This window comes from Brevundimonas fluminis, assembly GCF_003934285.1.
Lineage (GTDB): Bacteria > Pseudomonadota > Alphaproteobacteria > Caulobacterales > Caulobacteraceae > Brevundimonas > Brevundimonas fluminis.
In genome coordinates, this window is sequence record NZ_RQWJ01000006.1 from 78668 (window position 1) to 103709 (window position 25042).

Consider the following 25042-nt stretch of genomic DNA (forward strand, 5'->3'; position numbering starts at 1 on the left):
GAAACCACCTCACGCGCCTGTGACGCGAGGAGCAAGGTTAACCGAAACGTCCCTCGGCCCAACGTGCGGCGAAGTATCCCCCCGTAGCCGTCAGCGCCGTCAGCGCCGTGCCCCACACCAGGTCGATGATCGTCAGCTTCGTCGACCATACCGACAGCGTCGCCTGGTTGGTCAGGTCATAGGTGCCGTAGGCGATCAGCCCCAGCACCGCGCCGTGGATCAGGGCCCGCGTCCATTGCCCGTCCTTCAGCGCCGGCGCGACGGCGAAGAAGCAGACGCCGAAGATGTACAGCAGATAGAAGACCACCGCCGCCTTCATGTCCGGCTTGTCGGCCATGATCGGGCCGATGATCGGCCGGTACAGGCGATCGGCCATGGTGGTCAGCCAGACCGCGTCGATCGCCGCCATCGTGATCGCCGCGCCCAGATATCCCGCGACCCATTTGATCATGTCGTCGTCTCCTCCGTCGGCTTGAGCAGGTAATGGCTGACGGCCCAGGTGTTTCCGCCGTCGTTGCCGAACAGACCGGCCGTGGCGAGATAGAACCGCCGCCAGCGCCGCCGCCACAACTTCCAGTCGTCGCCGTACGTCTCGCGCATCAACTCCGACACGCGGTCGACGTTCAGATCCATGTTCTTCAGCCAGTGCTCGGCGGTCCGCTGATAGTGGACGCCGTTCCAGGTCCACTCCCGCTCCACCTCGAACAGGTCCGGAAACTGCCGCATCAGCCCCTTGGACGGCATCACCCCGCCGGTGAAGAAGTGCTGGGCGATGAAGTCGCCCCCGTCCGTGTGGTCGAAGCGGTAGGGGGCGTCCCTGTGGGTGAAGATGTGGATGAACATCCGCCCGTCCGGCTTCAGCCAGCCCTTCGCCCGCGTCAGCAGGGCGCGCCAGTTGGCCATGTGCTCGAACATCTCGACCGACACGACGCGGTCGAACCGCTCCGCCTCGCCGACCTCGGGCCGGAAGTCGTTCATGTCCTGCGTGATGACCGTCAGGTTGGTCAGCCCTCGCGCCGCGGCCTGCGCCTCGATGTGTCCGCGCTGACCATGGCTGTTCGACACCGCGGTGATCTCGGAGCTCGGATACCGCTCGGCCATCCAGAGGCTGAGCGAGCCCCAGCCGCAGCCCAGTTCGAGGATCCGCTGCCCGTTCGCCAGTCCCGCGCGGTCGCAGGTCTCCGCCACCGCCAGCGCCTCGGCCTCCGCCAGCGTCTCGTCGCCGGTGGGGTAGAGGCAGCACGAGTACTTCAGCCGCGGCCCCAGACAGATGCGGAAGAATTCCGGCGGCAGCTCATAGTGTTGATCATTGGCGGCGTCCGCATGCTCCGCCACCGCGCGCTTCGCCATGTCGGCCGCGAAGGCCGCCTCGTCGTGCGGGCCTTCCCGATCCAGCCGCTTGCGCGCCTCGGTGACCAGCGCCGCGATCGCCGGGCGGGTCACGAAATCGGGGAACGGCGCGTCCTGCAGGCTGCGGATGGCGGCTGTGGCCGGATTCATCGGTTGATTTCTTCCCTTGGGCTTGAGGACGGCCGCTGCGACGACGCGTCCACGCGCGGAACGGCTCCGCTTCTGCGTCATTGATACGCACCGTACGGCGAGTTGGATGCCTGACATCCGTCCGACGACGCGGTCCGTATTTGTCGGACGCAGATCAGGAGCCTTCATGTCCTTCTCGCCGGCAGCCCCCCTTCCCGCGAACTCCGGCGGCAAGCGCGTCGCCGTGGTCGGCTCCGGCATCTCCGGCCTTTCGGCCGCCTGGCTGCTCTCGCAGACGCACGACGTCACCCTGTTCGAGGCCGACGACCGCCTCGGCGGCCACTCCAACACCGTGGACGCCCCCTCGCCGGCCGGACCGATCGCCGTGGACACCGGCTTCATCGTCTTCAACGAGGCCAACTATCCGAACCTGACCGCGATGCTGGCCCACCTCGGCGTGGCGACCAAGCCGGCCATGATGTCCTTCGCCGTCTCCATCGACGAGGGCGCGCTGGAGTACTGCACCCAGGGCCTGCGCGCCCTGTTCGCCCAGAAGCGCAACTGGGCCAGCCCCCGCTTCTGGCGGATGATCGGCGACATCCTGCGCTTCCAGAAGGAGGCGCCTGAACAGCTGACGGAACTGGAAGAGACGGGCGAGAGCCTCGACGCCTGGCTGGGCCGCAACGGCTACGGGCCGATGTTCCGCAACGCCTACCTCCTGCCCCAGGCCGCGGCCATCTGGTCCTGCACCCTGGAGCAGATGACCGACTATCCCGCCGCCGCCTTCGTCCGGTTCTACATGAACCACAACCTGCTGACCTACGACCTGCGCCCCACCTGGCGCACCGTCGACGGCGGCAGCCGCGAGTACGTCGGCCGACTTCACGCCGCCCTCGCGGGTCGCGTCGTCACCGGCGCCCGCATCGCCGCCGTCGTCCGGGATCAGGACGGCGCGGCCCTGCGGATGGAAGACGGCGCGCTTCTCCGCTTCGACGAGGTCGTGCTGGCCACGCATTCGGATCAGGCCCTGCGGCTGCTGGAGGCGCCGACCGCGCCCGAGCGCCGCCTGCTGGGCGCCATTCCCTACCGCGCCAACCGCGCCGTCCTGCACCGCGACGTTTCGTTGATGCCGCGGCGGCGCAAGGCCTGGGCCGCCTGGACCCACATGGGCCGCTCCGACCGCGCGGGCGAAGGCGGGGTCACCTACTGGATGAACGAACTCCAGTCGCTGCCCGGCCCGCCCCTGTTCGTCAGCCTGAACCCCGCCCGCGAGCCCGACCCCGAACTGGTCATCGGCGAATGGGACTATGAGCATCCCGTCTTCGACGTCGCCGGCGTGGCGGCGCAGAAGGAGCTGTGGAGCCTGCAGGGTCAGGGCGGCGTCTGGTTCGCCGGCGCCTGGTTCGGCGCGGGCTTCCATGAGGACGGCCTTCAGGCCGGTCTGGCCGTCGCCGAGGCCATCGGCGGCGTCCGCCGTCCCTGGCAGGTCGAAAACGAGAGCGGCCGCATCCATCTGCCGACCGCCGTGCGGTGGGCCGAGGCCGCGTGACGGCGGCGTCCGCCCTCTACGTCGGCCACGTCGTCCACCGTCGGCTGGCCGACTTCGACCACCGCCTGCGCTACCGCACCTGGATGCTGCTGATCGACCTCGACGCCATCGAGGCGGAGCGCCCGCGCCTGCTGTCCCGCCGCCGGTTCTCCCTGCTGTCCTGGCGCCCGACCGACCACGGCGACGGCTCCGGCACGCCGCTGCGCGCCCAGATCGAAGCCGTCCTCGCCGGGGCCGGCGTCCGCCTGGACGGCGGTCCCCTCCGCCTGCTGACGATGCCACGCGTGCTCGGCTACGGCTTCAATCCGATCAGCGTGTGGTTCGCCTACGGCGCCGACGGCGTCCTGCGCGGTCTGGTGCACGAGGTCACCAACACCTTCGGCGAACGGCACAGCTACGCCGTGCCCGCCGGCCTCGGCGCCGACGGCCGCGCCCGCCACGCGACCGACAAGACCCACTTCGTCTCGCCCTTCATGGATCAGGCCCTGACCTATGAGTTCGAGGTTCACGCCCCCGACGACCGCGTCTCCGTCGCCATCCTGGCGAAGCGCGACGGCCGCCCCCTGCTGACCGCGTCCTTCGCGGGCGAGCGCCGCCCGCTGACCGACGCGGCGCTGGCCCGCCTGTTCGTCACCCACGCCCTGCTCACCTTCAAGGTCACCGCCGCCATCCACTGGGAGGCGCTGAAGATGATGCTCAAGGGCGCCCGCTACCGCCACCGGTCGGCGCCGCCGAAAGAGCCGGTCACCGTCGGCCGCACCTGACCCGACGCTTGCCCGAGACGCGCCCTCGCCCTAGAGACGAAGCAAGCGCGCCGATATTCATCAGGCGATGAAAAGCACGAGGAAGCGATGCGGAAGATCTATCCGGACGCGAAGTCCGCGTTGGAGGGGCTGACCTTCGACGGCATGACCGTCATGTCCGGCGGCTTCGGCCTGTGCGGCATCCCGGAAAACCTGATCGCGGCCCTGCGCGACACGGGCGTGAAGGGGATCACCGTCATCTCCAACAACGCGGGCGTCGACGGCTTCGGCCTGGGCCAGCTGCTCGAGACGAAGCAGATCGCCAAAATGATCTCGTCCTACGTCGGCGAGAACAAGGAGTTCGAGCGCCAGTATCTGGCCGGTGAGCTGCAGCTGGAGTTCAACCCCCAGGGCACCCTGGCCGAGCGCATCCGCGCGGGCGGCGCGGGCATCCCCGCCTTCTTCACCGCCACCGGCGTCGGCACCCTGGTCGCGGAGGGCAAGGAGCTCCGCAACTTCGACGGCCGCGATTACGTCATGGAGACCGGCCTGGTCGCCGACCTGTCGATCGTGAAGGCCTGGAAGGCCGACGAGCGCGGCAACCTGGTCTTCCGCAAGACGGCCCGGAACTTCAATCCCATGATGGCCACCGCCGGCAAGGTGACCGTGGTCGAGGTCGAGGAGATCGTCCCGACCGGCTCGCTCGACCCCGACCAGATCCACACCCCCGGCATCTACGTCGACCGCCTGATCCAGGGCACGTTCGAGAAGCGCATCGAGCAGCGCACCATCCGTCAGCGCGAGACGGCGTGATGGAAGAGCGCCACTTCGCCCTGCTGAAAAGCATCAGCGACAAGCTGACCTGGGCCCTGATCTTCCTCTTCATCATCATGCTGAACACCTGTGCGGTCAGCGACGACGTGGAAGACGCCATCCGCGACTCGCGCCGCGACCGCGCCGACACCGAAGCCGTCACGCCCGCCCCCGCGCCCGTCTCGAAGGAAGCCGCCTGATGCCCCGCACCCGCGACCAGCTCGCCGCCCGCGCCGCCCAGGAACTGCGGGACGGCTTCTACGTGAACCTCGGAATCGGCATTCCGACGCTGGTGGCGAACCACATCCCGGCGGGGATGGAGGTGACGCTGCAGTCGGAAAACGGCATGCTCGGCATGGGACCCTTTCCCTATGACGACGAGGTCGATCCCGACCTGATCAACGCCGGCAAGCAGACGATCACCGAGATCCCGGAGAGCGCCTACTTCAGCTCGGCCGACAGCTTCGCCATGATCCGCGGCGGCCACATCAACCTGTCCATCCTCGGCGCCATGGAAGTCGCCCAGAACGGCGACATCGCCAACTGGATGATCCCGGGCAAGCTGGTGAAGGGCATGGGCGGGGCCATGGACCTGGTCGCCGGCGTCAAGCGCGTGGTCGTGGTCATGGAGCACGCCAACAAGCACGGCCAGTCCAAGGTGCTGAGGTCCTGCACCCTGCCCCTGACCGGGACGGGCGTGGTCAGCCGCGTCATCACCGACCTGGCCACCTTCGACGTCAAGCCGGACGGCTCGGGCCTGGTCCTGATCGAACTGGCCGACGGCGTGACGCTGGAGGAGGTCGCCGCCAAGACCGAGGCGGCCTACGAAATTGCCCCTGGGTTGAAAACCGTCGCATAGTCCGTCCAGCCCGCCCATCGTCGGCGGGAACGGGGAGGACGGGGCATGGCGGACGGCGCTTACCTGCGGGCGGGCGGGCTTCCGGCGCCGGACGCGGCGCGCGTCGAGGCCCTGCGTGCCGCGCTCGACCCGGCGGCGCCCGAGGCCTTCGGCGAAGCCGAGCGCAGGGCGATCCTAGACCTTCTCGACCGCGTCCTCTCCGACGTCCGCACGGGCGACCTCACCGAGGCGCGCGCCCGCCTGACCCACCTTGACGCCACGCTGGGCCGTTTCGACGTGGGTTCGCTGCAACCGCGTCGGGGGCTGGCCGGCCTGTTCGACTCGCGCGGCAAGCGGCTGCGCGCCTTCCGCGAGGCCTTCGCTGACGGCGCGCGCACCCTGGCCGAGACCGCCGGTGAACTGACCGAACGGGCCGGCGCCGTCACGCGCCGCGACGCCGGTCTGGAGGTTCTGTGGTCACGGCTGCGCGAGGCGCTGGAGACCCTGAACGCCCACGTCGCCGCCGCTGCGGCCGCCCTCACGCCCCCTCCGACCGGCGACGAGCCCGATCCTCACGCCGCCCTGCGCGCCCGCACCCGCGACCTGGTCGCCTGCCGGGATGCGGCGGTCGCCGCCCTGCCCCGGCTCCGCGCGGCCCAGAATGCCGACGCCCCCGCCGTCGCCGCGTTGGAGCGTTGCGGCGCCGCCGTGGAGGCGTGGAAGAGGGAATGGGCCGACGCCCTCGGCCTCGCCGGCCGCCGCCCGAAGAAGGTCCGCCCCGATCCCGTGCGTCTGGAGACGGCCCGCAAGACGCTGACCGACGCCGCGGCGCAGGCCTCCGCCCGGCTCGACGCCGCACTGGCCCGCCGCACGACGGTGACGGGAGAGCTTCAGGAGCTGCGCCGGCCGCTCTAGGGGCGCGCCGTGCTTTCGATCCAGCCCGCGATCTGCTCGGCCAGATCCCGCGAGCCCGCGTCATAGGCCGCCACGATGGGGCCGACCCGGTTCTCCGTCGCCGGCGTCTGGACGGTGAAGGTCCGCTCCGCCTCGATCTCCCGGTCCGGCAGGCCGACCAGCCGCGCCCGCACGGTCATCACCACGACCGGGGTCGCGCCCGGCGCCGCATAGCGGGTCTCGAACGTCGTGGCGTCGACGTCCAGCGCCACGTCGCCCTGCGCCAGATCCCGCGCCCCGATCAACCGGATGCGGCCGCCGCGGTTCGCCACCGCCCCCTCAAGCGCCGCTGCGAACAGGCGGTCCGCCGGCTCCACCCAGCGGGCGCCCTTCAGATACGCCGCCTCGGTGCCCGTGATCGTCAGGATGCGCTCGCCTTCAGCCGACTCCGGGAAGGTGACGCGCCGCACGGCCACGTCCACCGCCCCGGCCGCCTCGCCGCTTCGTGGGGCCTCCATCGCCTGGCCGAAGCGGTACATCTGCACCGGATCCGGCGTGGACAGCAGCGCGCAGGCGGACAGGCTGGCGGCGACGGCCGCGATCGAAAGCTTACGGATCACGGCTGCACCTCCAGCTCCTTGGTGGGCGGTCGCCCGATGAAGTCGCGCGGGCTGGAGCGCACCTCGTCGATCAGGTCTTCCAGCGACGCGGTCGCCGCCTCGAGGCCAGCGATCGCCCGCTCCAGCTGCGGCAGGCCGTTGTCCGCGAAGTCGCCCAGCGGCTGCTCCAGGTTCGACACCGTCCGGTTCACCGACTCCGCCGCCGCCTTCGCCTCGGCCGTGGCCGCGTTCATGTTGGCGATCGCCTCGCGACCCTCGGTGTTGACCAGCCGCCGCGCGTCCGCGCCCAGCGCCGTGTACTCCTCCAGGGCGCGGTTCGCCTGCTCCAGGGCGCGCTCAAGGTCCTCCAGCATGCCCTTGCGGGCCTCAAGTTCCGCCGTCAGCGACTCGATGTTGCGCAGCGAGGTCGAGAAGCTGCGGATGTTGTCGTCGCTCAGCACCCGGTTGATCCGGTTCAGCGCGTCCACGGTCTGCGCCAGCACGGTGCCGGAACCGCTCAGCAGCTCCGAGATGGGGCTGGGCTGGCTCTGGATCACGGGAACGACGTTGTCGGGGTACTGGCTCTTCAGGAGCGGACGCCCGTCGGTCCCGGCGGTGATCTGGATGTAGTTCAGGCCTGTGATGCCCTGCGGCTCCAGCTGGGCGCGGCTGTCGACGCGGATCGGCGTGGTGGCGTCCACGCGAATGCGCGCCACGACCTGGTTGCCCTTCCGCGGATCCAGTCGGAGGTCCGTCACCTCCCCGACGCGGATGCCGTTGAAGTGCACCTCGCCGCCCTCCGACAAGCCGCGAACGGGCCCATAGAAGACGATGTCGTACTGGTCGAACTCGTTGTTGAACGACAGGCGGGCCAGCCAGATCGAGAACACCACCAGCGCCGCCACAAGGGCGACGGTGGCGATGCCGACGGCGGCGTAGTGGGCGTCTCGTTCCATCGTCTACCTCAGGCGGCCCTCGCGGCCCGACCGCGCGGACCCAGGAAGTATTCCCTGATCCACGGATGGTCGGAACGCTCAAGCTCCGAAACGGTCGCCTTGGCGACCACGCGTTTGTCGGCCAGCACCGCGACCTTGTCGGTGATGGCGTACAGGCTGTCGAGATCATGGGTGATCATGAAGACCGTCAGGCCCAGGTCGTCGGACAGCTGGCGGATCAGCTCGTCGAACGCCGCGGCGCCGATCGGATCCAGCCCCGCCGTGGGCTCGTCGAGGAACAGCAGTTCCGGATCCAGCGCCAGCGCCCGGGCCAGGCCGACCCGCTTCTTCATGCCGCCCGACAATTCCGCCGGCTTCAGGTGATGCGCCCCGGGCTTCAGGCCGACCATGGCGATCTTCATCTCGGCGATCTCGTTGATCGTGTCGATCGGAAGACGCGTGTGCTCGACCAGCGGAGCGGCCACGTTCTGCAACACCGTCAGGGATGAGAACAACGCCCCCGACTGGAAGAGCACGCCGGTCCGGCGTTCCACGTCGGCGGCCTCCTCCTTCGACAAGGTCGCCATGTCGCGCCCGAAGATCGAGACGGAGCCGCCTTCCGGCTCCTTCAGGCCGATGATCGTGTTCAGCAGCACCGTCTTGCCCGTGCCCGATCCCCCGACCACGCCGATCACTTCTCCGCGCTCGACGGTCAGGTCGAGGTCGTCGTGGATGACGTTGTCTCCGAACTGACTCCTCAGGCCGCGCACCTCGATCAGGTGTTCCTTCGGGGCGGTCACAGGTTGAGCTCCAGGTAGATCAGGGCGAACACCGCATCCAGGAAGATGATCGCGAAGATCGCCTGCACCACCGCCGCCGTCACGCGCCTGCCCAGGCTCTCGACGTCGCCGGCGACGGCCATGCCCTGCCGGCAGCCGATGGCGGCCACGACGAGGGCGAAGACGGGCGCCTTCGACAGCCCCACCATCGCGTGCTGGAACATGTTCGGGTCGTCCTGCAGCCGCTGCATGAAGAAGGCCGGTCCCAGGTTCAACGAACTCCAGGTCACCAGCAGCCCCCCGAAGAGCCCCGCCAGCATGGCCGCGAAGGTCAGCAGCGGAAGCATCACCAGCAGCGCGGCCAGCCTCGGGATGACCAAGGCCTGGAAGGCGTTGACCCCCATGACCTGCATGGCGTCGATCTCCTGGTTCATGCGCATCGCGCCGACCTCGGCGGCGAAGGCCGACGCGCTGCGGCCGGCCAGCAGCACGGCGGTGATCACCACCGCGAACTCGCGCAGCACCGACACCCCGATCAGCTGCACGGCGAACACGCCGGCCCCGAACTGGGTCAGCAGGTCGACGCCCAGGAAGGCCACGACCGCACCGATGAAGAAGTTCGTGACCATGATGATCGGCAGGGCGTCCAGCCCGGAGCGCTCCGCCTGGCTGACCCAGGCGGCCCAGCGGATGCGCCCCGGATGCTTCAGCGCCGAGCCGGTCGCCGCGATCAATCGTCCGAGAAAGGCCAGCGACAGCGTCGCCTCGGCTGCGAAGTCGTATACCCCGTGGCCGATCTTGGCGAAGGTCCGCGTGACCGGGTCCGCCCTGCGCGGCGGCGGGACGCTCTGCCGCTCCAGCTTCTCGACAAGCGCATAGATGCGCCCGGCTTCCGGACGCGCCTTCCATGCGGCCTTGCCCAGACCCCCGACGCCGCCCTGCACCAGCGCCAGCGCCCCCGCCGTGTCGAACTTCTGCAGATCGGTCAGGTCGATGCGCGCCACCTTGCGGCCCGCGACGGCGTCCTGCAGCCGACGGCCTGTGCGGCCCAGCGAGGTGGTGGTCCAGTCGCCGGACAGGCTGAGCACGGCGCCGTCGCCCTTCTCCTCTACCTGGAAGTCCGCTCTCGCCATGTCCCCTGCTTAAACGGAGCCGTGGCGGCTGACCACCGCCGTAAACTCCCGTCAGGACAGGAAGTTCAGCAGGGAGACCTGACGCAGCTGGTTGATCACCTGGGCCGAGGCCTGCATCGCGACCTGCGACAGCTCCAGGTCCGTCAACGCCTGGGCCAGATCGGCGTCGGTGCGCTCGGACACCAGCGCCTCCAGCGCGTCGCGCTGGTCCTGCTGGGCTTTCAGCACGTTGTCGACGCGGTTCTGCACCGCGCCGTTCCGGGCCGCCAGATTGGTCACCCCCTCGCGCGCGGAATCCAGCCGCGACAGCATGCCGGTCAGGAAGTCGCGCGTGGCGTCGTCCATGTCGCCGGCGATCGGCGTCGTCTCGTGCCGCCGCTGGATCTCGTGAAAGATGCGGAACAGCTCGCTGCCCACGTCGTCGGCGAGGAAGCCCGTCTCCAGCGCCGTCCCTTCGTCCAGCCGCGACACCTGGACCAGGCCGTCGTTGACGAAGCCCGTGTCCGGATCGGCCAGGGCTGACAGCTCCGCCAGGGTCCGTGGCGTCACCGGAGCCTCGGAAGACGCTCCGCCGGAGAAGAGATAACGCCCCTGGTGCCGCGTGTTCAGCCCGTCCAGCGCGATCTGGAACTGGCCCTGCAGCTCCAGCATCAGACCGTCGACGCGTCCGGCCGCCAGCGCTCCGGCGATCGCCTCGCGCGCGCCGCCCGCCCCGTCCGCCACCCGGTTCAGGGCCAGGTTCTGGCTGGCCAACCGCCCGGCCGCCGCCTTGCCCGCTTCGATGAATCCGGCGATGCGGCTCTGCGCGGACTTCAGCGCCGTCAGCGATTCCGAGCCGCGCCCGAAGCCGACCAGATCGGTGGCGTTCTTCTGCGTCGACACCCGCTGCTGCGCCTCCTGCGAGCGCACCTGCGCGCCCATCAGATCCAGCAGCGCCGACTGGTAGTTTCCGAACGTCGAGACCCGCATCACACGATCCCCAGGAGCACGTCGTAAAGGTCCTTGGCCGCCTGGATCAGGCGCGCCGAGGCGTTGAAGGCCTGCTGATAGGTGGTCATCAGCACCAGTTCCTCGTCCAGGTTGACGCCCTCATGGGCGCGCTGGCGCGAGAAGGCCTCGGAATGCAGGGCCGCCGAACTCTCGGCGCGCGATTTCGCCACCGCCGCGCGGCCGCCGACGTCGCCGGCCAGTTCCGACGCGTACCGCGACACCGACGAGGCGCCGCCCACGGATTCGCCCGCCGGGTCGAACACCGTCGAGCCCTGCCCGGCGTCGGCCAGCGCCAGCCCGCCGCGCCCGTCCCCCGACACGAAGGCGCGACCCCCGACGATCGTTGCGTAATCCGCCCGCGCCAGTCCCAGCAAAGCCGGATTGCGCGCGATGTCGGTCCTCAGGGCGAAGCCGTCGGCGCGCGAAGCCCTCACGCCGCCGCCGATGCCGAACATCTCGGTCATCGACGTGCCCGAGGCCGACTGGCTGGTCCGGTCCTCCAGCACCGAGAGCTTCGCGGGCGGCGTGGTCGAGCCCACGAAGGTGAGCGAGCCGTCGCCGTTCAGACGGAAGGCGCCGTGCCCGCCGACTCCCGTGACCGGGTCGTTCAGGGCGTTCAGCAGGTCCGTCATCGTGCCGCCCGGCACGGTGACCTCCACGTCCCGCAGGCGGGCGCCGGTCTCGCCCGTCAGCCGGAGCTTCAGCGTCTGCCCGGCGGGAAAGCCGTGTGGCGACGTCGCGCCCAGCCCCGTCGCGTACAGGGCCGGCCGGTCCGTCGTGATCAGGTCGTTCAGGCCGAAGAAGTGCGACAGCCCCATGCCCTGCTTGCGGGCGGGCGACGCTGGATCGTCGACCACCGCCGCGCCCCGCCCGGCCGCCGCCGTGATGCTCAGCCGGCCGTCCACGAAGCTGGCCGCGCCGCTCGCGCCCAGCTTGGCGTTCAGTTCCACCAGAAAGCCGGACAGCGGGACCGTGTCGCCGTTCACCGAGACGTTTCCCGCCCCGTCGAACGCCAGCGCCACGCGCGTCTGCACCACCCCGCTCGCGTCGGTGATCAGGACGGCCGTGTTCCCGCTGAACCCGGTCAGGGCCGTGTCCAGCGCCTGCCCCACGTTGCGCCCGCTCAGGGTCTGCGGCGCCGGCACGGAGGTGTTGGCGTTGTGCGCGCGGTTCAGTTCGTCGGCGGCGCGCGTCAGCAGCTCGGCCAGCCGCTCCGCCGCCTGCGGCGCATCCTCGTCGCGCAGCTCCACCAGTCCCTTGATCTCGCCCGACGTGATCCCGTCCAGCAGCGGCCGCTTCTGGCCGCGCGGTTCGGTGACCCAGATCTCGTTGAAGCTGGACTCGGCGTTGACCACCCCCGCGCGCGCGTAGTCCAGCGTCGCGAACCCGTCCCCGGCGAGCAGGGCGCCGCCGTTGGTGCGGATCGACACCCCGCCGACGTTCCGCTGCGATACCCGGACGTCGAGGATGCCGGACAGTTCGTCGATCAGCCTGGCCTGCGCCGCCTCGGCGCCCGATGCGTCCTCGTTCACGACCGTGGCCTTGGCGATCTGGACGTTCAGCGCCTCGATCTGCTGCAGCAGGCCGTTGGCCCGGTCCACCGCGCTCTTGATGCGGCCGTCCGCATCCTCGCGAACCGACTGGATCTGGCGCGAGATGCGCGCGCCCTCGTCGAAGAGGCTCTGGATGCCGAAGATCGCGGCCTGTCGAGCGGGCGACGACGCCGGATCCTCCGCCGTGGCGGCGAAGGCCGAGAACATCTCGTCGACCTGGGCGAAGAACCCCGAGGTCCCGCCCGGATCGCCGAACAGGCCCTGGATGCGGTCGAACAGCTCGTGCCTGACGCCCTGGCGCTGGGCTTCGGCCGACGCCGACATGGTCGCCGCCTGAAGGAAGCGGTCGGTCGCCAGCCGGACCCGCGTCACCTCGACGCCGACGCCGATGCCCTGGCTGATCAGCGAACTTTGCTCGGCGACCTTGCGGACGTAGCCGGGCGTATTGACGTTGGCGACGTTGTCCGAAACGACGCGCAACTGCATCTGCGCCGCGGTCAGGCCCGACTGGCCGGCGTTCATGATCAAGTTCAGCGACACGGGCGCGCCTCCCCGGTGGGCAAAGCCTGCATCCGGACGCGCGGAATTTGCCGCCCGGCCTCGAAGGCCAAGTCACTGATAAGTCTGGAGTGTCGGTCGAGGCGCACGGTCATGGCGAACGAGACGCGCAAGGACCGGACCAATCCGGACCCGGCGGCCGGCGCCGGGCAAAAACCGGTCCGGGCGCGGCAGATTTGGCCGCAAGTCGAGGCCGGCATGACGGCCGCAGAGGGGCATGTTTCTTACATAAAACAGTGACTTGATCGCCAAAGTGCGGACTGGCCCGGAGCTTGCGCCGGCGGCTCCCGACCTTTGGGCGCAGCAGGCGCCGCCGTTCCCCACCCTTTCCCGGTGCCCGATGCTCGCCCAGAGCCTGTTCGCCCTCGCCGTTCCCGCCGCGCCCCAGGCCGGCGACGCGCCCGCCGCCCCGGCGGACGGCGCGTTCGGCCGTCTGGTCGACATGGCCACGCGGGCGGTGGAGGCCGGCGGGCCCGCGCCGACCGGGGGGCCGGCCGCGCCCGCCTCCACCAAGGCTCCGACCGACGGAACCGGACCCCAGATCCTGCCGGGCGTCGACCATCCGTCCGCGACGCCGAAACACGCCGGCCCGCCGCGCCCGGAGGTCCTCCCGGTCGACGTCGGCCCGACCGACGACGCGACGCCCGGGCCCGAGATCCTGCCCGCCGAATCCGATCAGGGGGGCGGTCAGGGGCCCGCCTTTGATCCGAAGGCCGCCGGGAAGGACGGCGGGGCCCGCCCGGAGGTCCTGCCCCGGGACGTCGGTCCGGACTCGCCACCTCGTCCCGAGATCCTGCCCCTCGACGTCGGGCCCGTTCCGCAGGGCAGCGCGAGGAGCGTCGCTCCCGAGCCGCTGCCGACTGCCCCCGCGCCCGCGGCCGCCGTCGCCGCCGGCGCACTGCAGACGGCGGTCCGCCCGGCGGACGCCGACGCCACGCCCGCCGGAGGCGGAGAGCCTCTCTCCGACCCGGGCGGCCCGGCGGCCGAGGCTCCGGTTCCGCCCCCGCCGTCGGCGGCGGACGCCGCCACGTCCACGCCCCAGCCCGCTCGCCCCGCCGGCACGCAGGCCTCTCCAGGGGCCGCCGCGGCCGAGGCTGCGCGCTTCGACGCCCCGGCGCCCGGCCCGGGCGCCGAATCGGCCCCCGCTTCGGCCCCGGACGCCGCCGCCCCTTCTGCAGAGGCGCCCGCCTTCTCCCTCTCCCGCGTCGCCCACGAGACTCTCGCCGATCTGAGCGCCCAGATCGTGAAGCGGCTGGAGGGCAAGTACACCCGCTTCGAAATGGCCCTCACGCCCGAGGACCTGGGCCGGGTCGACGTCAGTCTCGAGATGGGCGAGGACGGCAGCCTGACCGCGCGTCTGGCCTTCGACACTCCGGCCGCCGCCGCCGAGATGCGCGCCCAGGTCGACCAGCTGCGCCGTCAGCTCGAACAGGCCGGCTTCCAGCTGGCCCGCGACGCGCTGGAGTTCTCCCACCGCGACGGCTCGGCCCAGCAGCGGCAGGACCACTTCGAGCGCCGTCAGAACCGCGCCTTCGCCGCCGCACGCGACCTGGCCGACCGGACCGAGGCCGCGCCGCTGATCAACCTGTCCCTCTCTCTCGGATCGGCGCGTGACCGCGTCGACGTGAAGGTCTGAATCCATGGTCGACGCCGTCACCACAGCGAACCAGGCCGGGGGGCGCATCGGCGCCTCCTCGGCCCTGCTCACGCAGAATTTCGAAACCTTCCTCGCCCTTCTCACCGCCCAGCTGAAGAACCAGGACCCCCTGTCCCCGGTGGATTCCAACGAGTTCACCGGTCAGCTGACGCAGATGGCGGGCGTCGAGCAGCAGCTGCTGACCAACGACCTCCTGACGGCCATCCTGGAAGGCCAGGGCGGCGCCGGGCTGACGGGCGCCACCAGCTACATCGGCCGCGACGCCACCGCGGTCTGGTCGGCCGTCAAGGCGACGGACGGCAAGGCGACCTGGAGCTATGAACTGGCGTCCGACGCCGCCTCGGCCAAGCTGCAGGTGCTGGATTCCTCGGGCCGCGTGGTCCACGAGGTCGATGCCCTCGGGAGGGGCGTCGGCGTCCACGACTTCACCTGGACCGGCGGTCAGGACGGTCAGGTCTACACCCTGAAGGTCGCCGCCACGAACACCGCCGGCGAGGCCGTGCAGTCCCAGGTTCTGGTCCGGGGCCGCGTCACCGGCGTCGAGATGTACGACGGCCAGCCCTACCTGACGATCGGCGCGTCGATCCTGCCCCTGTCGGCCGTGATCGCGGTCGAGGAAGCCCGCGCCGCGGTCGAGGAACCCGAAGCCCAGGCTTCGATCCTCTCCGCTCTCAATCCCATGAAATTGTTCTCGTAACGGAGCCGCGCCATGTCCATCAACAGCGCCCTTCTCGCCGGCGTGTCCGGTCTGACCGCCAACTCGGCCGCCCTCGCGGCCATCTCCCAGAACATCGCGAACGTGAACACGGTCGGCTACAAGCGCACGGCCGGCGAGTTCCAGACCGTGATCAACAGCCAGTCGCAGGGCGCGGGCTATTCCGCCGGCGGCGTCCTGTCGACCGCGCGCCACTACACCAGCCAGAACGGCCAGCTGCAGCGCACCACCTCCTCCACCGACCTCGGCATCGCCGGTCAGGGCTTCTTCGTCGTCACGGAGAAGGCGGAGAACCTCGAAGTCACCGACAGCCGCCTGTTCACCCGCGCGGGCGCCTTCCGCGTCGACAACCTCGGCTACCTCAAGAACACGGCGGGCCTTTACCTGCAGGGCTGGCCGGTCGACGCCGAGGGCAACATCACCACCGACCCGTCGGACCTGAACCGTCTGCGCACCATCAACGTCGGCTCGGTCGGCGGCACGGCGGAAGCGACCACCCGCATCCAGCTGAACGCGAACATCCGTTCCAGCCAGACCGTCTCGGCCGAGGCGACCGCCGCCGCCGCGACGCCTCCGGGCGCGGACGCCTATGATCCCCTGACGAACTCCATGGCCATGTGGGACCCGGAAACCGGCGCCGGCGTGAAGCCGGACTTCGAGCTGACCATCCCGGTCTCCGACTCCAAGGGCGGCCAGCGCACCATCGCCATCTCCTTCCTGAAGAGCACCACGCCCAACCAGTGGTACTCGGAGATCCGTGCCGTGCCGGCGGGGGACGTCGTCTCCGGCGCCGGTCTGGCCAACGGCCAGATCAAGACCGGTCTGGTCGCCTTCACCCAGGACGGCCGTCTCGACGTCGACGCCATGGCCGCACTCGGCGCCCAGGCCCTGTTCGCCGATCCTTCGGTCGCCTCCCTGACCTTCGGCTCGTCCGACTCGGCCGCGCCCGGAGCCGGTCAGGTGAACTGGGCCGCGGGGCTCGGCATCGACGACCAGACCCTCAGCTTCGACCTGACCGCGGCCACCGGCGGCCTGACCCAGTACGACAGCGCCTCGGTGGTGCAGGCCGTGCTGACCAACGGCACCGCCTTCGGCAACCTCTCCGAGGTCAAGATCGACGAGACCGGCTTCGTCACGGCCATCTTCGACAACGGCGTGACCCGCCGCATCGCCCAGATCGCGATCGCCACCTTCCCCAGCCCCGACGCCCTGCTGCAGTCCAGCGGCAACGCCTACCGGGTCAGCCAGGGGTCCGGCACCTACAATCTGAAGACCGCCGGGTCTGGCGGCGCCGGGACCATCGGCTCCTCCCAGCTGGAGGCCTCGACCGTCGACCTCTCGGCCGAGTTCACGGGCCTGATCACGACCCAGCGGGCCTATTCCGCCTCGTCCAAGATCATCACCACGGCCGACGAAATGCTGGCCGAGCTGATCAGCATCAAGCGCTGATCGGCGGTCTGAGGGGGGAGGATGAGCCGTCCGGAGATCATGAACGAAGGCTCCCGCCGACCGTCGGTCGGTAAGGGCTCCTTCACCACGCCGCTTAAACGGCCCTTAGCGGCGCCGGTGTCATGGTCCGCCCGTGATGGTTGGTGAATGAGGCAAAAGCCCATGCTGCAAGAGCGTAGAGTCAACAGCAAAGGCGAGCAGTACGTGGTCGGCCCGACGGGCACGCCGCTGACGCTGCGCGACCTGCCCCCGGCGAACACGGACCGCTGGGTCATCCGTCGCAAGGCGGAGGTGGTGGCGGCCGTTCGCGGCGGACTTCTGTCCATCGACGACGCCCTGAACCGCTACGGCCTCACCGCCGAAGAGTTTTCCGCCTGGCAGCAGTCCATCGACAAGTGGGGCATGCAGGGTCTGCGCACGACCCGTATTCAGCACTACCGCTCGTAAACCCTCCCCCCTCCCTACGAGCCGAACCGAGGGCCGCCGACGTCGACGTCGGCGGCCCTCGGCGCGTCCGGCCTCGAAAAGACGCGCATTACGCACTAAATGGCGCGCCATGAGCCTGTCCGAGGACGTCTGCCCGATCCCGAGCATCGCCCCCATGAGCGCCGACGGCGACATGGACGCGGCGATCGCGTCCGCGCGCGCGGCGGTCGGCCTGCCGGTCGGGACTCGCGTGGTGGCGGCGATGTCCGGCGGCGTGGACTCCACCGTCGTCGCCGCCCTGCTGCATAAGGCGGGCTATGACGTCGTCGGCGTGACGCTTCAGCTCTACGACCACGGGGCGGCGCTGAAGAAGAAGGGCGCCTGCTGCGCCGGTCAGGACATCCACGACGCCCGCTTGGCGGCGGAGACGCTGGGCATCCCGCACTACGTCCTCGACTATGAGTCGAAGTTCCGCGACGCGGTGATCGACCAGTTCGCCGACAGCTACCTGCGCGGCCAGACGCCGGTGCCCTGCATCCGCTGCAATCAAACCGTGAAGTTCCGCGACCTGCTGGACGTCGCCCGCGACCTGGGCGCCGAGGCCATGGCCACCGGCCACTACGTCCGCCGCGCGGTCGGCGCCGACGGCCGCCCGCAGATGCGCAAGGCGGTCGACCACTCTCGCGACCAGTCCTACTTCCTGTTCGCCACCACGCCGGAGCAACTGGATTACCTCCGCTTCCCCCTCGCCGATCTGGAAAAGCCCCAGGTGCGCGGCGTCGCCGCCGAGCTGGGCCTGCGCATCGCCGCCAAGCCGGACAGCCAGGACATCTGCTTCGTCCCGTCGGGCGACTATCGCTCGCTGATCGACAAGCTGCGTCCCGAAGGCCGTCAGGCCGGCGAGATCGTGCACATGGACGGCCGCGTGCTGGGCGCCCACGCGGGCATCACCGACTACACCATCGGCCAGCGCCGGGGCCTGAACGTGGCCGTGGGCGAGCCCCTGTTCGTCACGAGGCTGGATCCGGCGAGGCGCCACGTCATCGTCGGCCCGCGCGAGGCCCTTCTGACGGCGGCCCTGACCCTGGAGGAGACCAACTGGCTGGGCGACGCCCCGACCATGTCCGACGCCGCCCGAGAGGGCGCGCCCGTGCTCGCGCGGGTCCGCTCCACCCGGCCGCCCTCTTCGGCCCGTCTGACGCTCACCGGCGACGTGATCGGCGTGGCCTTCGAGACCGGCGAGGAAGGCGTCGCCCCGGGCCAGGCCTGCGCCCTCTACGACCCCGCCGATCCCGACCGCCTGATCGGCGGCGGCTTCATCCGCGAGACGACGGCGGTTGTCTGACGACGCCCTGCACCTGTCGACGCGCGCGGGGCTGCCCGAGGACCTTCGCGTCGGCCTGAGCGACTTCCCCCGCGACCGCTGGGCCGAGCCGACCGTCGCGGAGATGGCGCGCTTCTGGCTGGGCGTGCACGAGAATTTCCGCCGCCATCACGCCCACCTCGGCGCCCTGGTCGCCCCCTGGCGCGAGGGCCGGTCCGACCTGCGGACCCTTCACGGCCGCCTGATCCCGGCCGTGCAGCAGTTTCTCCAGCACCTCGACATGCACCACCGCATCGAGAGCAGTCAGTATTTCCCCGCCTTCCGCGATCTGGATCCGCGCATCGCCCACGGCATCGACCTGCTGGACCGCGACCACGACGTCGTCCACGAGCGGCTCGAGGCCCTCTTCGCCGCGGCCTCGGCCTTCCACGGCGCGGTCCAGACCAATGCGCCGGACGCCGCCGACGCCGCAGCCCGCCTGTCCGACGTCGTCGACGCCATGGGCCCGCTGGTCCTGCGGCACCTCGACGACGAGGAGGAGATCGTCATTCCCCTGATCCAGTTGCGCGGCGCCGGGCTGACCTAACCCCGCGTCGGCATGATCCGCCGCCGCTGCCGGACCAGCGCCAACGCGGCTCCGTCCGGAGCCTGGGCCGTGCCGTCCTCGACCGCCCAGCCGCCGCCGACGTCGCGGCTGACGAAGTGGAAATAGGCCCACCCCTGTGGCGACGTCGCCGGCGTCAACGGCGCCAGCAAATCGGCCCTCAGGTCGACGCTGGCCGAGATCGCCGGCGGGCCCTCGAAGGCCGTGAAATAGGTGGGATAAAGGCCGTCGAGCAGGAACAGCAGCCGGGCCTCGTCCAGCGGCCGGCCGTCGATGCAGCGCATCCAGCAACCCAGTTCCACCGCCTTGCCCGCATTCTGGCCGAACAGACCATGGCCGTTCGGGAAGCGATGCTCGATGTGACGCGTGAACCAGGGCCCGAAGGCGGCGTCCATCGGCTGGGTGTCGAAGTCGTCCGGAGACGCCGGCACGGGCCCCATGGGCCGCAGCTCCGGCCCGGCCACGTCGCGACCGAAAGTGATCAGGGCCTGCACCGCCGCCCGGCCGTCCTGCCCGCCCGACGCCGTCGCATAGGTCAGGTTGCGCCCGCCCCGCAGCAGCGCTGGCGTGAAGCCCACCTCTTCGAACCGCGCCGCCGCCAGATACTGGATCGTCAGGCTTCGGATCGGCGCGACGACGCCCAGCCCCTCTCGCGCCGCCTCGCCGGCCAGCGCCGCCATCAGCCCGCCGAACGGCGCCCCCTTCAGCGGATCCACCGCCTGCGGGGCGTTGGAGAACTCCGGATGCAGCGTCGCCGTCAGCACGCCGTCGCGCGGCGTCAGGGTCAGGGCCTCGGCCAGAGTCGTGGTGTTCATCCGCCCGTCGTGCCGCAATCAAGGAGCGGGCGGAAGCGTCGCCGCCTCCGCCCGAGTTTGGGGATCGGGACGCGCCGTCGCCGGCCAGTCCGTCTCGAAAGGAAACTTACTAGGTCCGTTCCGAATGGCAACCCTCTTGTCAAACCGCTGACGCAGGGTCACTTTCACGCGATGGGACGCACCGCCGACTATTCGCGCCAGAGCTGCTCGATCGCCGCCACGCTGGAGGTGATCGGCGACCCGTGGACGCTTCTGGTCGTGCGCGACGCCTTCAACGGCGTGACCCGCTTCGAGCAATGGCAGGAGCGGCTGGGCGTGGCCCGCAACGTGCTTGCCGCCCGCCTCAAGAGCCTCGTCCAGCACGGCGTGCTGGCGCCGCGCCTGTATTCCGAGCGGCCGCCGCGCAACGAGTACGTCCTGACCGCCAAGGGCAAGGACCTCTACGGCGTGCTGGTCACCCTCCACGGCTGGGGCGCCAAGCACGTGTACGGAGAGGCGGATGCCGGGGTGTCCATGCGCCACAAGACCTGCGGTGAGGACCTGAAGCCGCGCATCGCCTGCGGCTGTTGCGGCGAGATCGTCAAGCCGCGCGACATCCAGCTGACCCTGACCGCCGACCGCCCGACGGTCGGCGACGTCATGCCCGACGACAAGGCCGCCTAGGTCCGCAGGGCCGTCAGGTCCGGAGGGCTGGCGCGCCGACGGCCTCCGGCGTAGCGGTGGGTCCATGCGCCCCGGCCTGATCCTCGCGCTTTTCCTGACGCTGTGGGCCGTACCTGCCGCGGCCCAGGATCCCGCGCGCATCCAGTCCGACGTGCGCGAGGGTCAGCGCCTCATGGCCGAAGGTCGTCCTGCAGAGGCCGAACCCCTGTTCGCCCGCGCCGCCGCCGACGCCCGCACCCTTTGGGGAGACTCGTCTCCCGACGCCGGCAGTCTGCTTCTGCTCCGCGCCAATGCCGTCGAGGAACTGGGCCGGCTGACCGAGGCGGAGGGCCTCTATCGCGAGGCCCTGGCCGCCCTGGAGCGCGCCACGGACACGGGTCACCCAAGGCGCGGCTGGGCGCTGAACGATCTCGGCCTGAACCTGCACAGGCAGGGCCGTCATGAAGAGGCGCGCCAGCTCTTGGTCCGCGCCGTCGACCTGCGCGCCGCCTCCGAAGGTCCCGACTCGCCGCCGACGCTGACGTCCCTGAACAATCTCGCCTCCATCCTCCGCGCGCTTGGCCGGTTCCAGGAGTCCGCCGACATCCAGCGCCGCATCCTGTTCGTGCGCGAGGCGACCCTGTCGCCCGACGACGCCGACCTCGCCCTGACGCTGAACAATCTGGGCGCCGTCCTCCTGGACCTCGACCGCCCGGCCGAGGCCGAGACCGTGCTCCGCCGCGCGGCGGAAATCCGCTCCCACGCGCTGGGCGACGACGCGCCGCTGACGGCCCAGACCCTCACGCTTCTGGCCGAAGCCCTCGCCCTCGACGGTCGTCTCGATGCCGCCTGGACGATGCAGGTCCGCGCTGTGGAGGCGCTGGAACGCGCCGACGCCCCGATCGATCTGGCCGCCGCCCTGTCGGCCCACGCCGACCTCGCTCTCGTGCTCGGCCGGCGCGATGAAGCGCTCGCGGCGGCGGAGCGCGCCCTGTCGCTGCGCCGCGGACACCTGCCGGCCGCCCATCCCGACGTCGCCGGCGCCCTGACGGTACTTGCCGACGTCCATCTCAGCCGCGGACGACCCGATCTGGCCCTCCCGCTGCTGGAAGAGGCGCTGGCCCTGACCCGGGCCTCGCTGGGCCCGGACCACGTCGACGCCCTGCGCATTCTCAGCCTGCTGGGGCTGGTGGAGGGCGAACTGGGCCACGCCGATCGCGCTCTCGCCCGCCTTGGGGAGGCCGCCGCACTCGCCGCCGCCGCCCTGCCCCCACATCACCTCGGGCGGCTGGCGACCACCGCCGATCTCGGTGCGGCGCTCGCCGCCGCACGAAGGCCGGAAGAGGGTCTGCCCTTCCTGCGCGACGCGGGCGCCGACCTGATCCTGCGGCGGGGCGGCACGGCGCGCGCGGGCGCTGCGGATCGGGAGCGCCGTGCCCTGCGGCACCTCTGGCGCCTGACCGTCACGGCCGCCTGGGACGCCGCCCATGCCGACTGAGCACTTGCAACATGACGCGGGAGCCGCGATCTACACGGCCTGAGTTTCGAAAGGCCACGTCATGTCCGATCCCGTCGTCATCTGCTCCTTCGCCCGCACGCCCATGGGCGGCTTCCAGGGCGCCCTCAGCGGCGTGAAGGCCACCGAGCTGGGCGCGACGGCGGTCAAGGCCGCGGTCGAACGCGCGGGCGTCCCGGCCGGGAAGGTCGACCAGATCTTCATGGGCTGCGTCCTGCCCGCCGGTCTGGGCCAGGCCCCGGCGCGTCAGGCCGCCATCGGCGCCGGCCTCGGCCAGCACGTGGAAGCGACCACCGTGAACAAGATGTGCGGCTCGGGCCTGCAGGCGGCCATGATGGCTCACGACGCGCTGAAGGCGGGCACCGCCGACGTGATCGTGGCGGGCGGCATGGAGTCGATGACCGGCGCCCCCTACGTCATGAACAAACACCGCGGCGGCGCGCGCATCGGTCACGACGTGATCGTCGACACGATGTACATGGACGGGCTGGAGGACGCCTACACCCCCGGCAAGCTGATGGGCGCCTTCGCCGAGGACGCCGCGGGGATGTATCAGTTCACCCGCGAACAGCAGGACGAGTACGCGCTGGAAAGCCTGCGTCGCGCCACCGCCGCCATCGCCGAGGGCGCCTTCAAGGCCGAGATCACGCCGGTCGAGGTGAAGACCCGCGCCGGCGTCGAGACGATCGAAGTGGACGAACAGCCCGGCAAGGCCCGGCCGGACAAGATCCCGACCCTGAAGCCCGCCTTCGCCAAAGACGGCACCATCACCGCGGCCAACGCTTCCTCGATCTCCGACGGCGCCGCCGCCCTGGTCATGACGCGCGAGAGCGTGGCCAAGGCCCTGGGCATGCCGATCGTCGCCCGCGTCGTCAGCCATGCCTCACATGCGCACGAGCCCGGCCTGTTCACCACCGCCCCGGTGCCCGCCATGAAGAAGGCGCTGGAGAAGGCCGGCTGGACCGCCGCCGACGTCGATCTGTGGGAGGTCAACGAGGCCTTCGCCGTCGTCGCCATGATCGCCCAGAAGGAACTTGGCATCGACCGGGCCAGGCTGAACGTCAACGGCGGCGCGACCGCGCTCGGCCACCCCATCGGCGCCTCGGGCGCGCGCATCCTGTCCACCTTGCTGGCGGCGCTTCAGGCGCGCGGCGGGAAGAAGGGCATGGCGTCGCTGTGCATCGGCGGCGGCGAGGCCGTGGCGATGGCGGTCGAGCTGGCCTGACCGAGGGCCCCGGCGTCGCGATCTGCAGTCGAAGCGCCGGCCCGGGCCTGCGGATTGCGTCGATCGCTCCGGGAAACGGTCGCTGGATCAACCCGGATGATCGATCTTGAGCGATCTTGCCGACGCGGCCCGCGACGCGTCGCAGACTGTGTCCGGGCGACGCCTCTTCAGGCGACGCCCGGGCCGGCCGGACTGTCCGGACTGTCCGGACTCATTTTTCCAGTCCGGGCGAGCCGGCCTCAGCCGGCGAGATCAAGCCTCGGCCTGAGCCCTTCGAGGTCATAGCCGGCCGCGGCCGCCGTCGACACGATCTCGTCGGTCGGCCGCCGCCCCGCCTGCGAAAGGGCCCACAGCACCGTCGAGCGTGTGCCCGTGCGGCAGAAGGCCAGCGTCGGCCCCGGCAGCTCGTCCAGCGCGGCGGCGAAGGAATGCGCGTCCTTCTGCGACAGCGTCGGCATGGTCACGGGCAGCCAGCGGAACTCCAGACCTGCGGCGCGCGCGGCCGCCTCGACCTCCGCCGCCGTCGGCTGGCCGGACTCCTCCCCGTCGGGGCGATTGGACATCAGGCTGCGGAAGCCCTGCGACGAGGCGGCGGCCACGTCCTCGAGCGCGATCTGGGGGGAGACGGACAGGCCGTCGGTCAGGGGGCGGACTTGCATGCCGCCATCCTGCGACGGACAGGCTCGTCCGCCAAGCCTCAGCGCACCGACCGGGCGTCCGCGCCGGCGACCAGGGCCGCCACCTCCGACGCGTCGACCATCGAGGTGTCGCCCGGCGTCGTCATGGCCAGCGCCCCGTGCGCCGCGCCCCACTCCACCGCCGTCTGCAGGTCCCGTCCCTCCAGCAGGGCATGGGCCAGCCCCGCCACGAAGCCGTCGCCCCCGCCGACGCGGTCCAGCACGTCCAGCCCCGGCCGCTCGACGGAACGAACCGGGCGCCCGTCGGACCAGGCCTGCGCCGACCAGTCGTTGCGCCCCGCCGTGCCCGCCTTGCGCACCGTGGCGGCCACGATCCGCACCTCCGGGAACCGGTCCGCATACGCGCGGGCCGCCGTCTCCAGATCGGCCGACCCGTCCACGTCCAGGCCCAGACACTCGCGGAAGCCCCAGGCGTCTCCCACCATCACGTCCACGTGTCGCGCGATATCCCGGCTGATGCGCCGCGCCGCCTCCGCATCGGCATGCGCGGCCCACAGACTGGCCCGGTAGTTCAGGTCGTAGGAGACGACCGCCCCCGACGCCTTCGCCGCCTCCACCGCCGCCAGCGCGGTCCGCGCCGACGCTTCGGACAGGGCCGCGAAGATGCCGCCCGTATGAAACCAGCGGACGCCCTCCGTCTGGAACAACCGGGTCCAGTCGACCTCGCCCGGCCTCAACTGCGACGCCGCCGACCCGGCCCGGTCCGACACCCCCTTCGCCGGCCGCACGCCGAAGCCCCGCTCGGTGAAGTTCAGCCCCACCCGGGTGTTCCGCCCTATGCCGTCGAAGTCCCGCCAGACGACGTGGCTCCGGTCCACCCCGCCCTGCGCCATAAGGTCGTCGACCAGCAGGCCCAGGTCGTTGCGCGGCAGGGCCGTCACCGCCGTCGTCCGCCGGGCGAAGCCCTTCGCCAGTGCGCGCGCCACGTTGTATTCGCCGCCGCCCTCCCAGACGTCGAACCGTCGTGCGGTGCGGACGCGGCCCTCGCCCGGGTCCAGCCGCAGCATGACCTCCCCCAGCGCCGCCAGGTCCCAGCGGCACGCGTCTGCAGGTCGGATGGTCAGGGGCGCCGCGGTCATCGCATCTCCTCGGCGCACCCTGCACCAGG

Annotated in this window: 27 protein-coding genes; 16 read left to right on the forward strand and 11 right to left on the reverse strand. The window is 70.9% G+C overall.

Annotation, left to right across the window (positions count from 1 at the left end; translation table 11 throughout):
* Positions 1 to 37: 37 nt before the first annotated feature.
* On the reverse strand, positions 38 to 451 hold the full coding sequence (locus EFJ44_RS13220; RefSeq protein WP_125257701.1) for a DUF2177 family protein: 414 nt from the start codon (positions 449 to 451) through the stop codon (positions 38 to 40).
* The gene (locus EFJ44_RS13225) at positions 448 to 1500 is read right to left on the reverse strand and encodes an SAM-dependent methyltransferase (RefSeq protein ID WP_125257702.1); all 1053 of its coding nucleotides are present in this window, start codon (positions 1498 to 1500) and stop codon (positions 448 to 450) included. Before EFJ44_RS13225 ends, EFJ44_RS13220 begins: the two co-directional genes overlap by 4 nt.
* Before the next feature lie 166 nt (positions 1501 to 1666).
* Here EFJ44_RS13225 and EFJ44_RS13230 point away from each other — a divergent pair, with 166 nt between their 5' ends.
* The 6 genes from EFJ44_RS13230 (at position 1667) to EFJ44_RS13255 (ending at position 6337) form a co-directional block, all read left to right on the forward strand.
* Entirely contained in the window at positions 1667 to 3028 is a 1362-nt protein-coding gene (locus EFJ44_RS13230) for an NAD(P)/FAD-dependent oxidoreductase (RefSeq protein ID WP_125257703.1), read from the forward strand.
* A complete protein-coding gene (locus EFJ44_RS13235) occupies positions 3025 to 3792 on the forward strand; it encodes a DUF1365 domain-containing protein (protein WP_241209809.1) in 768 nt (255 codons plus the stop codon). The genes EFJ44_RS13230 and EFJ44_RS13235 overlap by 4 nt, the downstream gene beginning before the upstream one ends.
* Before the next feature lie 87 nt (positions 3793 to 3879).
* Positions 3880 to 4584 carry a CoA transferase subunit A gene (locus EFJ44_RS13240; RefSeq protein WP_125257705.1) on the forward strand — a complete coding sequence of 235 codons (705 nt, stop codon included), beginning with the start codon at positions 3880 to 3882 and terminating at the stop codon, positions 4582 to 4584.
* Positions 4584 to 4784 (forward strand): hypothetical protein, encoded by a 201-nt coding sequence (locus EFJ44_RS13245; RefSeq protein WP_125257706.1) that lies wholly within the window; start codon positions 4584 to 4586, stop codon positions 4782 to 4784. The genes EFJ44_RS13240 and EFJ44_RS13245 overlap by 1 nt, the downstream gene beginning before the upstream one ends.
* Positions 4784 to 5443: a 3-oxoacid CoA-transferase subunit B gene (locus tag EFJ44_RS13250; protein ID WP_125257707.1), complete on the forward strand. Its 660-nt coding sequence runs from the start codon at positions 4784 to 4786 to the stop codon at positions 5441 to 5443. The genes EFJ44_RS13245 and EFJ44_RS13250 overlap by 1 nt, the downstream gene beginning before the upstream one ends.
* Before the next feature lie 45 nt (positions 5444 to 5488).
* Positions 5489 to 6337, forward strand: a complete 849-nt coding sequence (locus EFJ44_RS13255) for a toxic anion resistance protein (protein WP_125257708.1) — start codon at positions 5489 to 5491, stop codon at positions 6335 to 6337.
* Here EFJ44_RS13255 and EFJ44_RS13260 read toward each other — a convergent pair.
* From EFJ44_RS13260 to flgK, 6 genes are read right to left on the reverse strand one after another with little or no spacing between them, the layout of a single operon-like run.
* A complete protein-coding gene (locus EFJ44_RS13260) occupies positions 6334 to 6936 on the reverse strand; it encodes an ABC-type transport auxiliary lipoprotein family protein (protein ID WP_241209810.1) in 603 nt (200 codons plus the stop codon). The two genes, EFJ44_RS13255 and EFJ44_RS13260, sit on opposite strands and share 4 nt — an antisense overlap.
* Positions 6933 to 7871 (reverse strand): MlaD family protein, encoded by a 939-nt coding sequence (locus EFJ44_RS13265; RefSeq protein ID WP_125257709.1) that lies wholly within the window; start codon positions 7869 to 7871, stop codon positions 6933 to 6935. The genes EFJ44_RS13260 and EFJ44_RS13265 overlap by 4 nt, the downstream gene beginning before the upstream one ends.
* An 8-nt stretch (positions 7872 to 7879) precedes the next feature.
* Positions 7880 to 8650 (reverse strand): ABC transporter ATP-binding protein, encoded by a 771-nt coding sequence (locus EFJ44_RS13270; protein ID WP_125257710.1) that lies wholly within the window; start codon positions 8648 to 8650, stop codon positions 7880 to 7882.
* Entirely contained in the window at positions 8647 to 9762 is a 1116-nt protein-coding gene (locus tag EFJ44_RS13275; protein ID WP_125257711.1) for an ABC transporter permease, read from the reverse strand. Before EFJ44_RS13275 ends, EFJ44_RS13270 begins: the two co-directional genes overlap by 4 nt.
* A 51-nt stretch (positions 9763 to 9813) precedes the next feature.
* Positions 9814 to 10731: a flagellin gene (locus EFJ44_RS13280; protein WP_241209811.1), complete on the reverse strand. Its 918-nt coding sequence runs from the start codon at positions 10729 to 10731 to the stop codon at positions 9814 to 9816.
* A complete protein-coding gene (gene flgK / locus EFJ44_RS13285) occupies positions 10731 to 12845 on the reverse strand; it encodes a flagellar hook-associated protein FlgK (RefSeq protein WP_125257713.1) in 2115 nt (704 codons plus the stop codon). The genes EFJ44_RS13280 and flgK overlap by 1 nt, the downstream gene beginning before the upstream one ends.
* A gap of 111 nt (positions 12846 to 12956) precedes the next feature.
* On the opposite strand from flgK, the gene EFJ44_RS13900 reads away from it, so the two are divergent.
* The 7 genes from EFJ44_RS13900 (at position 12957) to EFJ44_RS13315 (ending at position 19020) form a co-directional block, all read left to right on the forward strand.
* Positions 12957 to 13103 carry a hypothetical protein gene (locus tag EFJ44_RS13900; RefSeq protein ID WP_164511926.1) on the forward strand — a complete coding sequence of 49 codons (147 nt, stop codon included), beginning with the start codon at positions 12957 to 12959 and terminating at the stop codon, positions 13101 to 13103.
* Between the two features lie 100 nt (positions 13104 to 13203).
* Positions 13204 to 14499: a flagellar hook-length control protein FliK gene (locus EFJ44_RS13290; RefSeq protein WP_241209812.1), complete on the forward strand. Its 1296-nt coding sequence runs from the start codon at positions 13204 to 13206 to the stop codon at positions 14497 to 14499.
* Positions 14500 to 14503: 4 nt separating this feature from the next.
* Positions 14504 to 15217 carry a flagellar hook assembly protein FlgD gene (locus EFJ44_RS13295; RefSeq protein ID WP_125257714.1) on the forward strand — a complete coding sequence of 238 codons (714 nt, stop codon included), beginning with the start codon at positions 14504 to 14506 and terminating at the stop codon, positions 15215 to 15217.
* Positions 15218 to 15229: 12 nt separating this feature from the next.
* On the forward strand, positions 15230 to 16684 hold the full coding sequence (flgE, locus tag EFJ44_RS13300; RefSeq protein ID WP_125257715.1) for a flagellar hook protein FlgE: 1455 nt from the start codon (positions 15230 to 15232) through the stop codon (positions 16682 to 16684).
* A 162-nt stretch (positions 16685 to 16846) separates the two neighbouring features.
* Entirely contained in the window at positions 16847 to 17131 is a 285-nt protein-coding gene (gene sciP / locus EFJ44_RS13305) for a CtrA inhibitor SciP (RefSeq protein WP_125257761.1), read from the forward strand.
* 109 nt (positions 17132 to 17240) lie between these two features.
* Positions 17241 to 18455, forward strand: coding sequence for a tRNA 2-thiouridine(34) synthase MnmA (gene mnmA, locus EFJ44_RS13310; protein ID WP_125257716.1), 1215 nt, complete (start codon positions 17241 to 17243; stop codon positions 18453 to 18455).
* On the forward strand, positions 18448 to 19020 hold the full coding sequence (locus tag EFJ44_RS13315; protein WP_125257717.1) for a hemerythrin domain-containing protein: 573 nt from the start codon (positions 18448 to 18450) through the stop codon (positions 19018 to 19020). Before mnmA ends, EFJ44_RS13315 begins: the two co-directional genes overlap by 8 nt.
* On the opposite strand, the gene EFJ44_RS13320 is transcribed toward EFJ44_RS13315, so the two are convergent.
* Positions 19017 to 19853 carry an acyl-CoA thioesterase gene (locus EFJ44_RS13320; RefSeq protein WP_125257718.1) on the reverse strand — a complete coding sequence of 279 codons (837 nt, stop codon included), beginning with the start codon at positions 19851 to 19853 and terminating at the stop codon, positions 19017 to 19019. The two genes, EFJ44_RS13315 and EFJ44_RS13320, sit on opposite strands and share 4 nt — an antisense overlap.
* 171 nt (positions 19854 to 20024) lie before the next feature.
* Between EFJ44_RS13320 and EFJ44_RS13325 the strand changes: the two genes are divergently transcribed.
* The 3 genes from EFJ44_RS13325 (at position 20025) to EFJ44_RS13335 (ending at position 23236) form a co-directional block, all read left to right on the forward strand.
* Positions 20025 to 20516, forward strand: coding sequence for a winged helix-turn-helix transcriptional regulator (locus EFJ44_RS13325; RefSeq protein ID WP_125257719.1), 492 nt, complete (start codon positions 20025 to 20027; stop codon positions 20514 to 20516).
* A 64-nt stretch (positions 20517 to 20580) separates the two neighbouring features.
* On the forward strand, positions 20581 to 21993 hold the full coding sequence (locus EFJ44_RS13330) for a tetratricopeptide repeat protein (protein ID WP_125257720.1): 1413 nt from the start codon (positions 20581 to 20583) through the stop codon (positions 21991 to 21993).
* A gap of 61 nt (positions 21994 to 22054) precedes the next feature.
* Positions 22055 to 23236: a thiolase family protein gene (locus EFJ44_RS13335; RefSeq protein ID WP_125257721.1), complete on the forward strand. Its 1182-nt coding sequence runs from the start codon at positions 22055 to 22057 to the stop codon at positions 23234 to 23236.
* A gap of 239 nt (positions 23237 to 23475) precedes the next feature.
* Here the strand turns inward: EFJ44_RS13335 and EFJ44_RS13340 are convergent, their stop codons facing one another.
* Complete coding sequence (locus EFJ44_RS13340; RefSeq protein ID WP_125257722.1) at positions 23476 to 23895, reverse strand: protein tyrosine phosphatase family protein; 420 nt, start codon at positions 23893 to 23895, stop codon at positions 23476 to 23478.
* Between the two features lie 38 nt (positions 23896 to 23933).
* A complete protein-coding gene (locus EFJ44_RS13345; RefSeq protein WP_125257723.1) occupies positions 23934 to 25013 on the reverse strand; it encodes a sugar kinase in 1080 nt (359 codons plus the stop codon).
* Positions 25014 to 25042 lie beyond the last annotated feature (29 nt).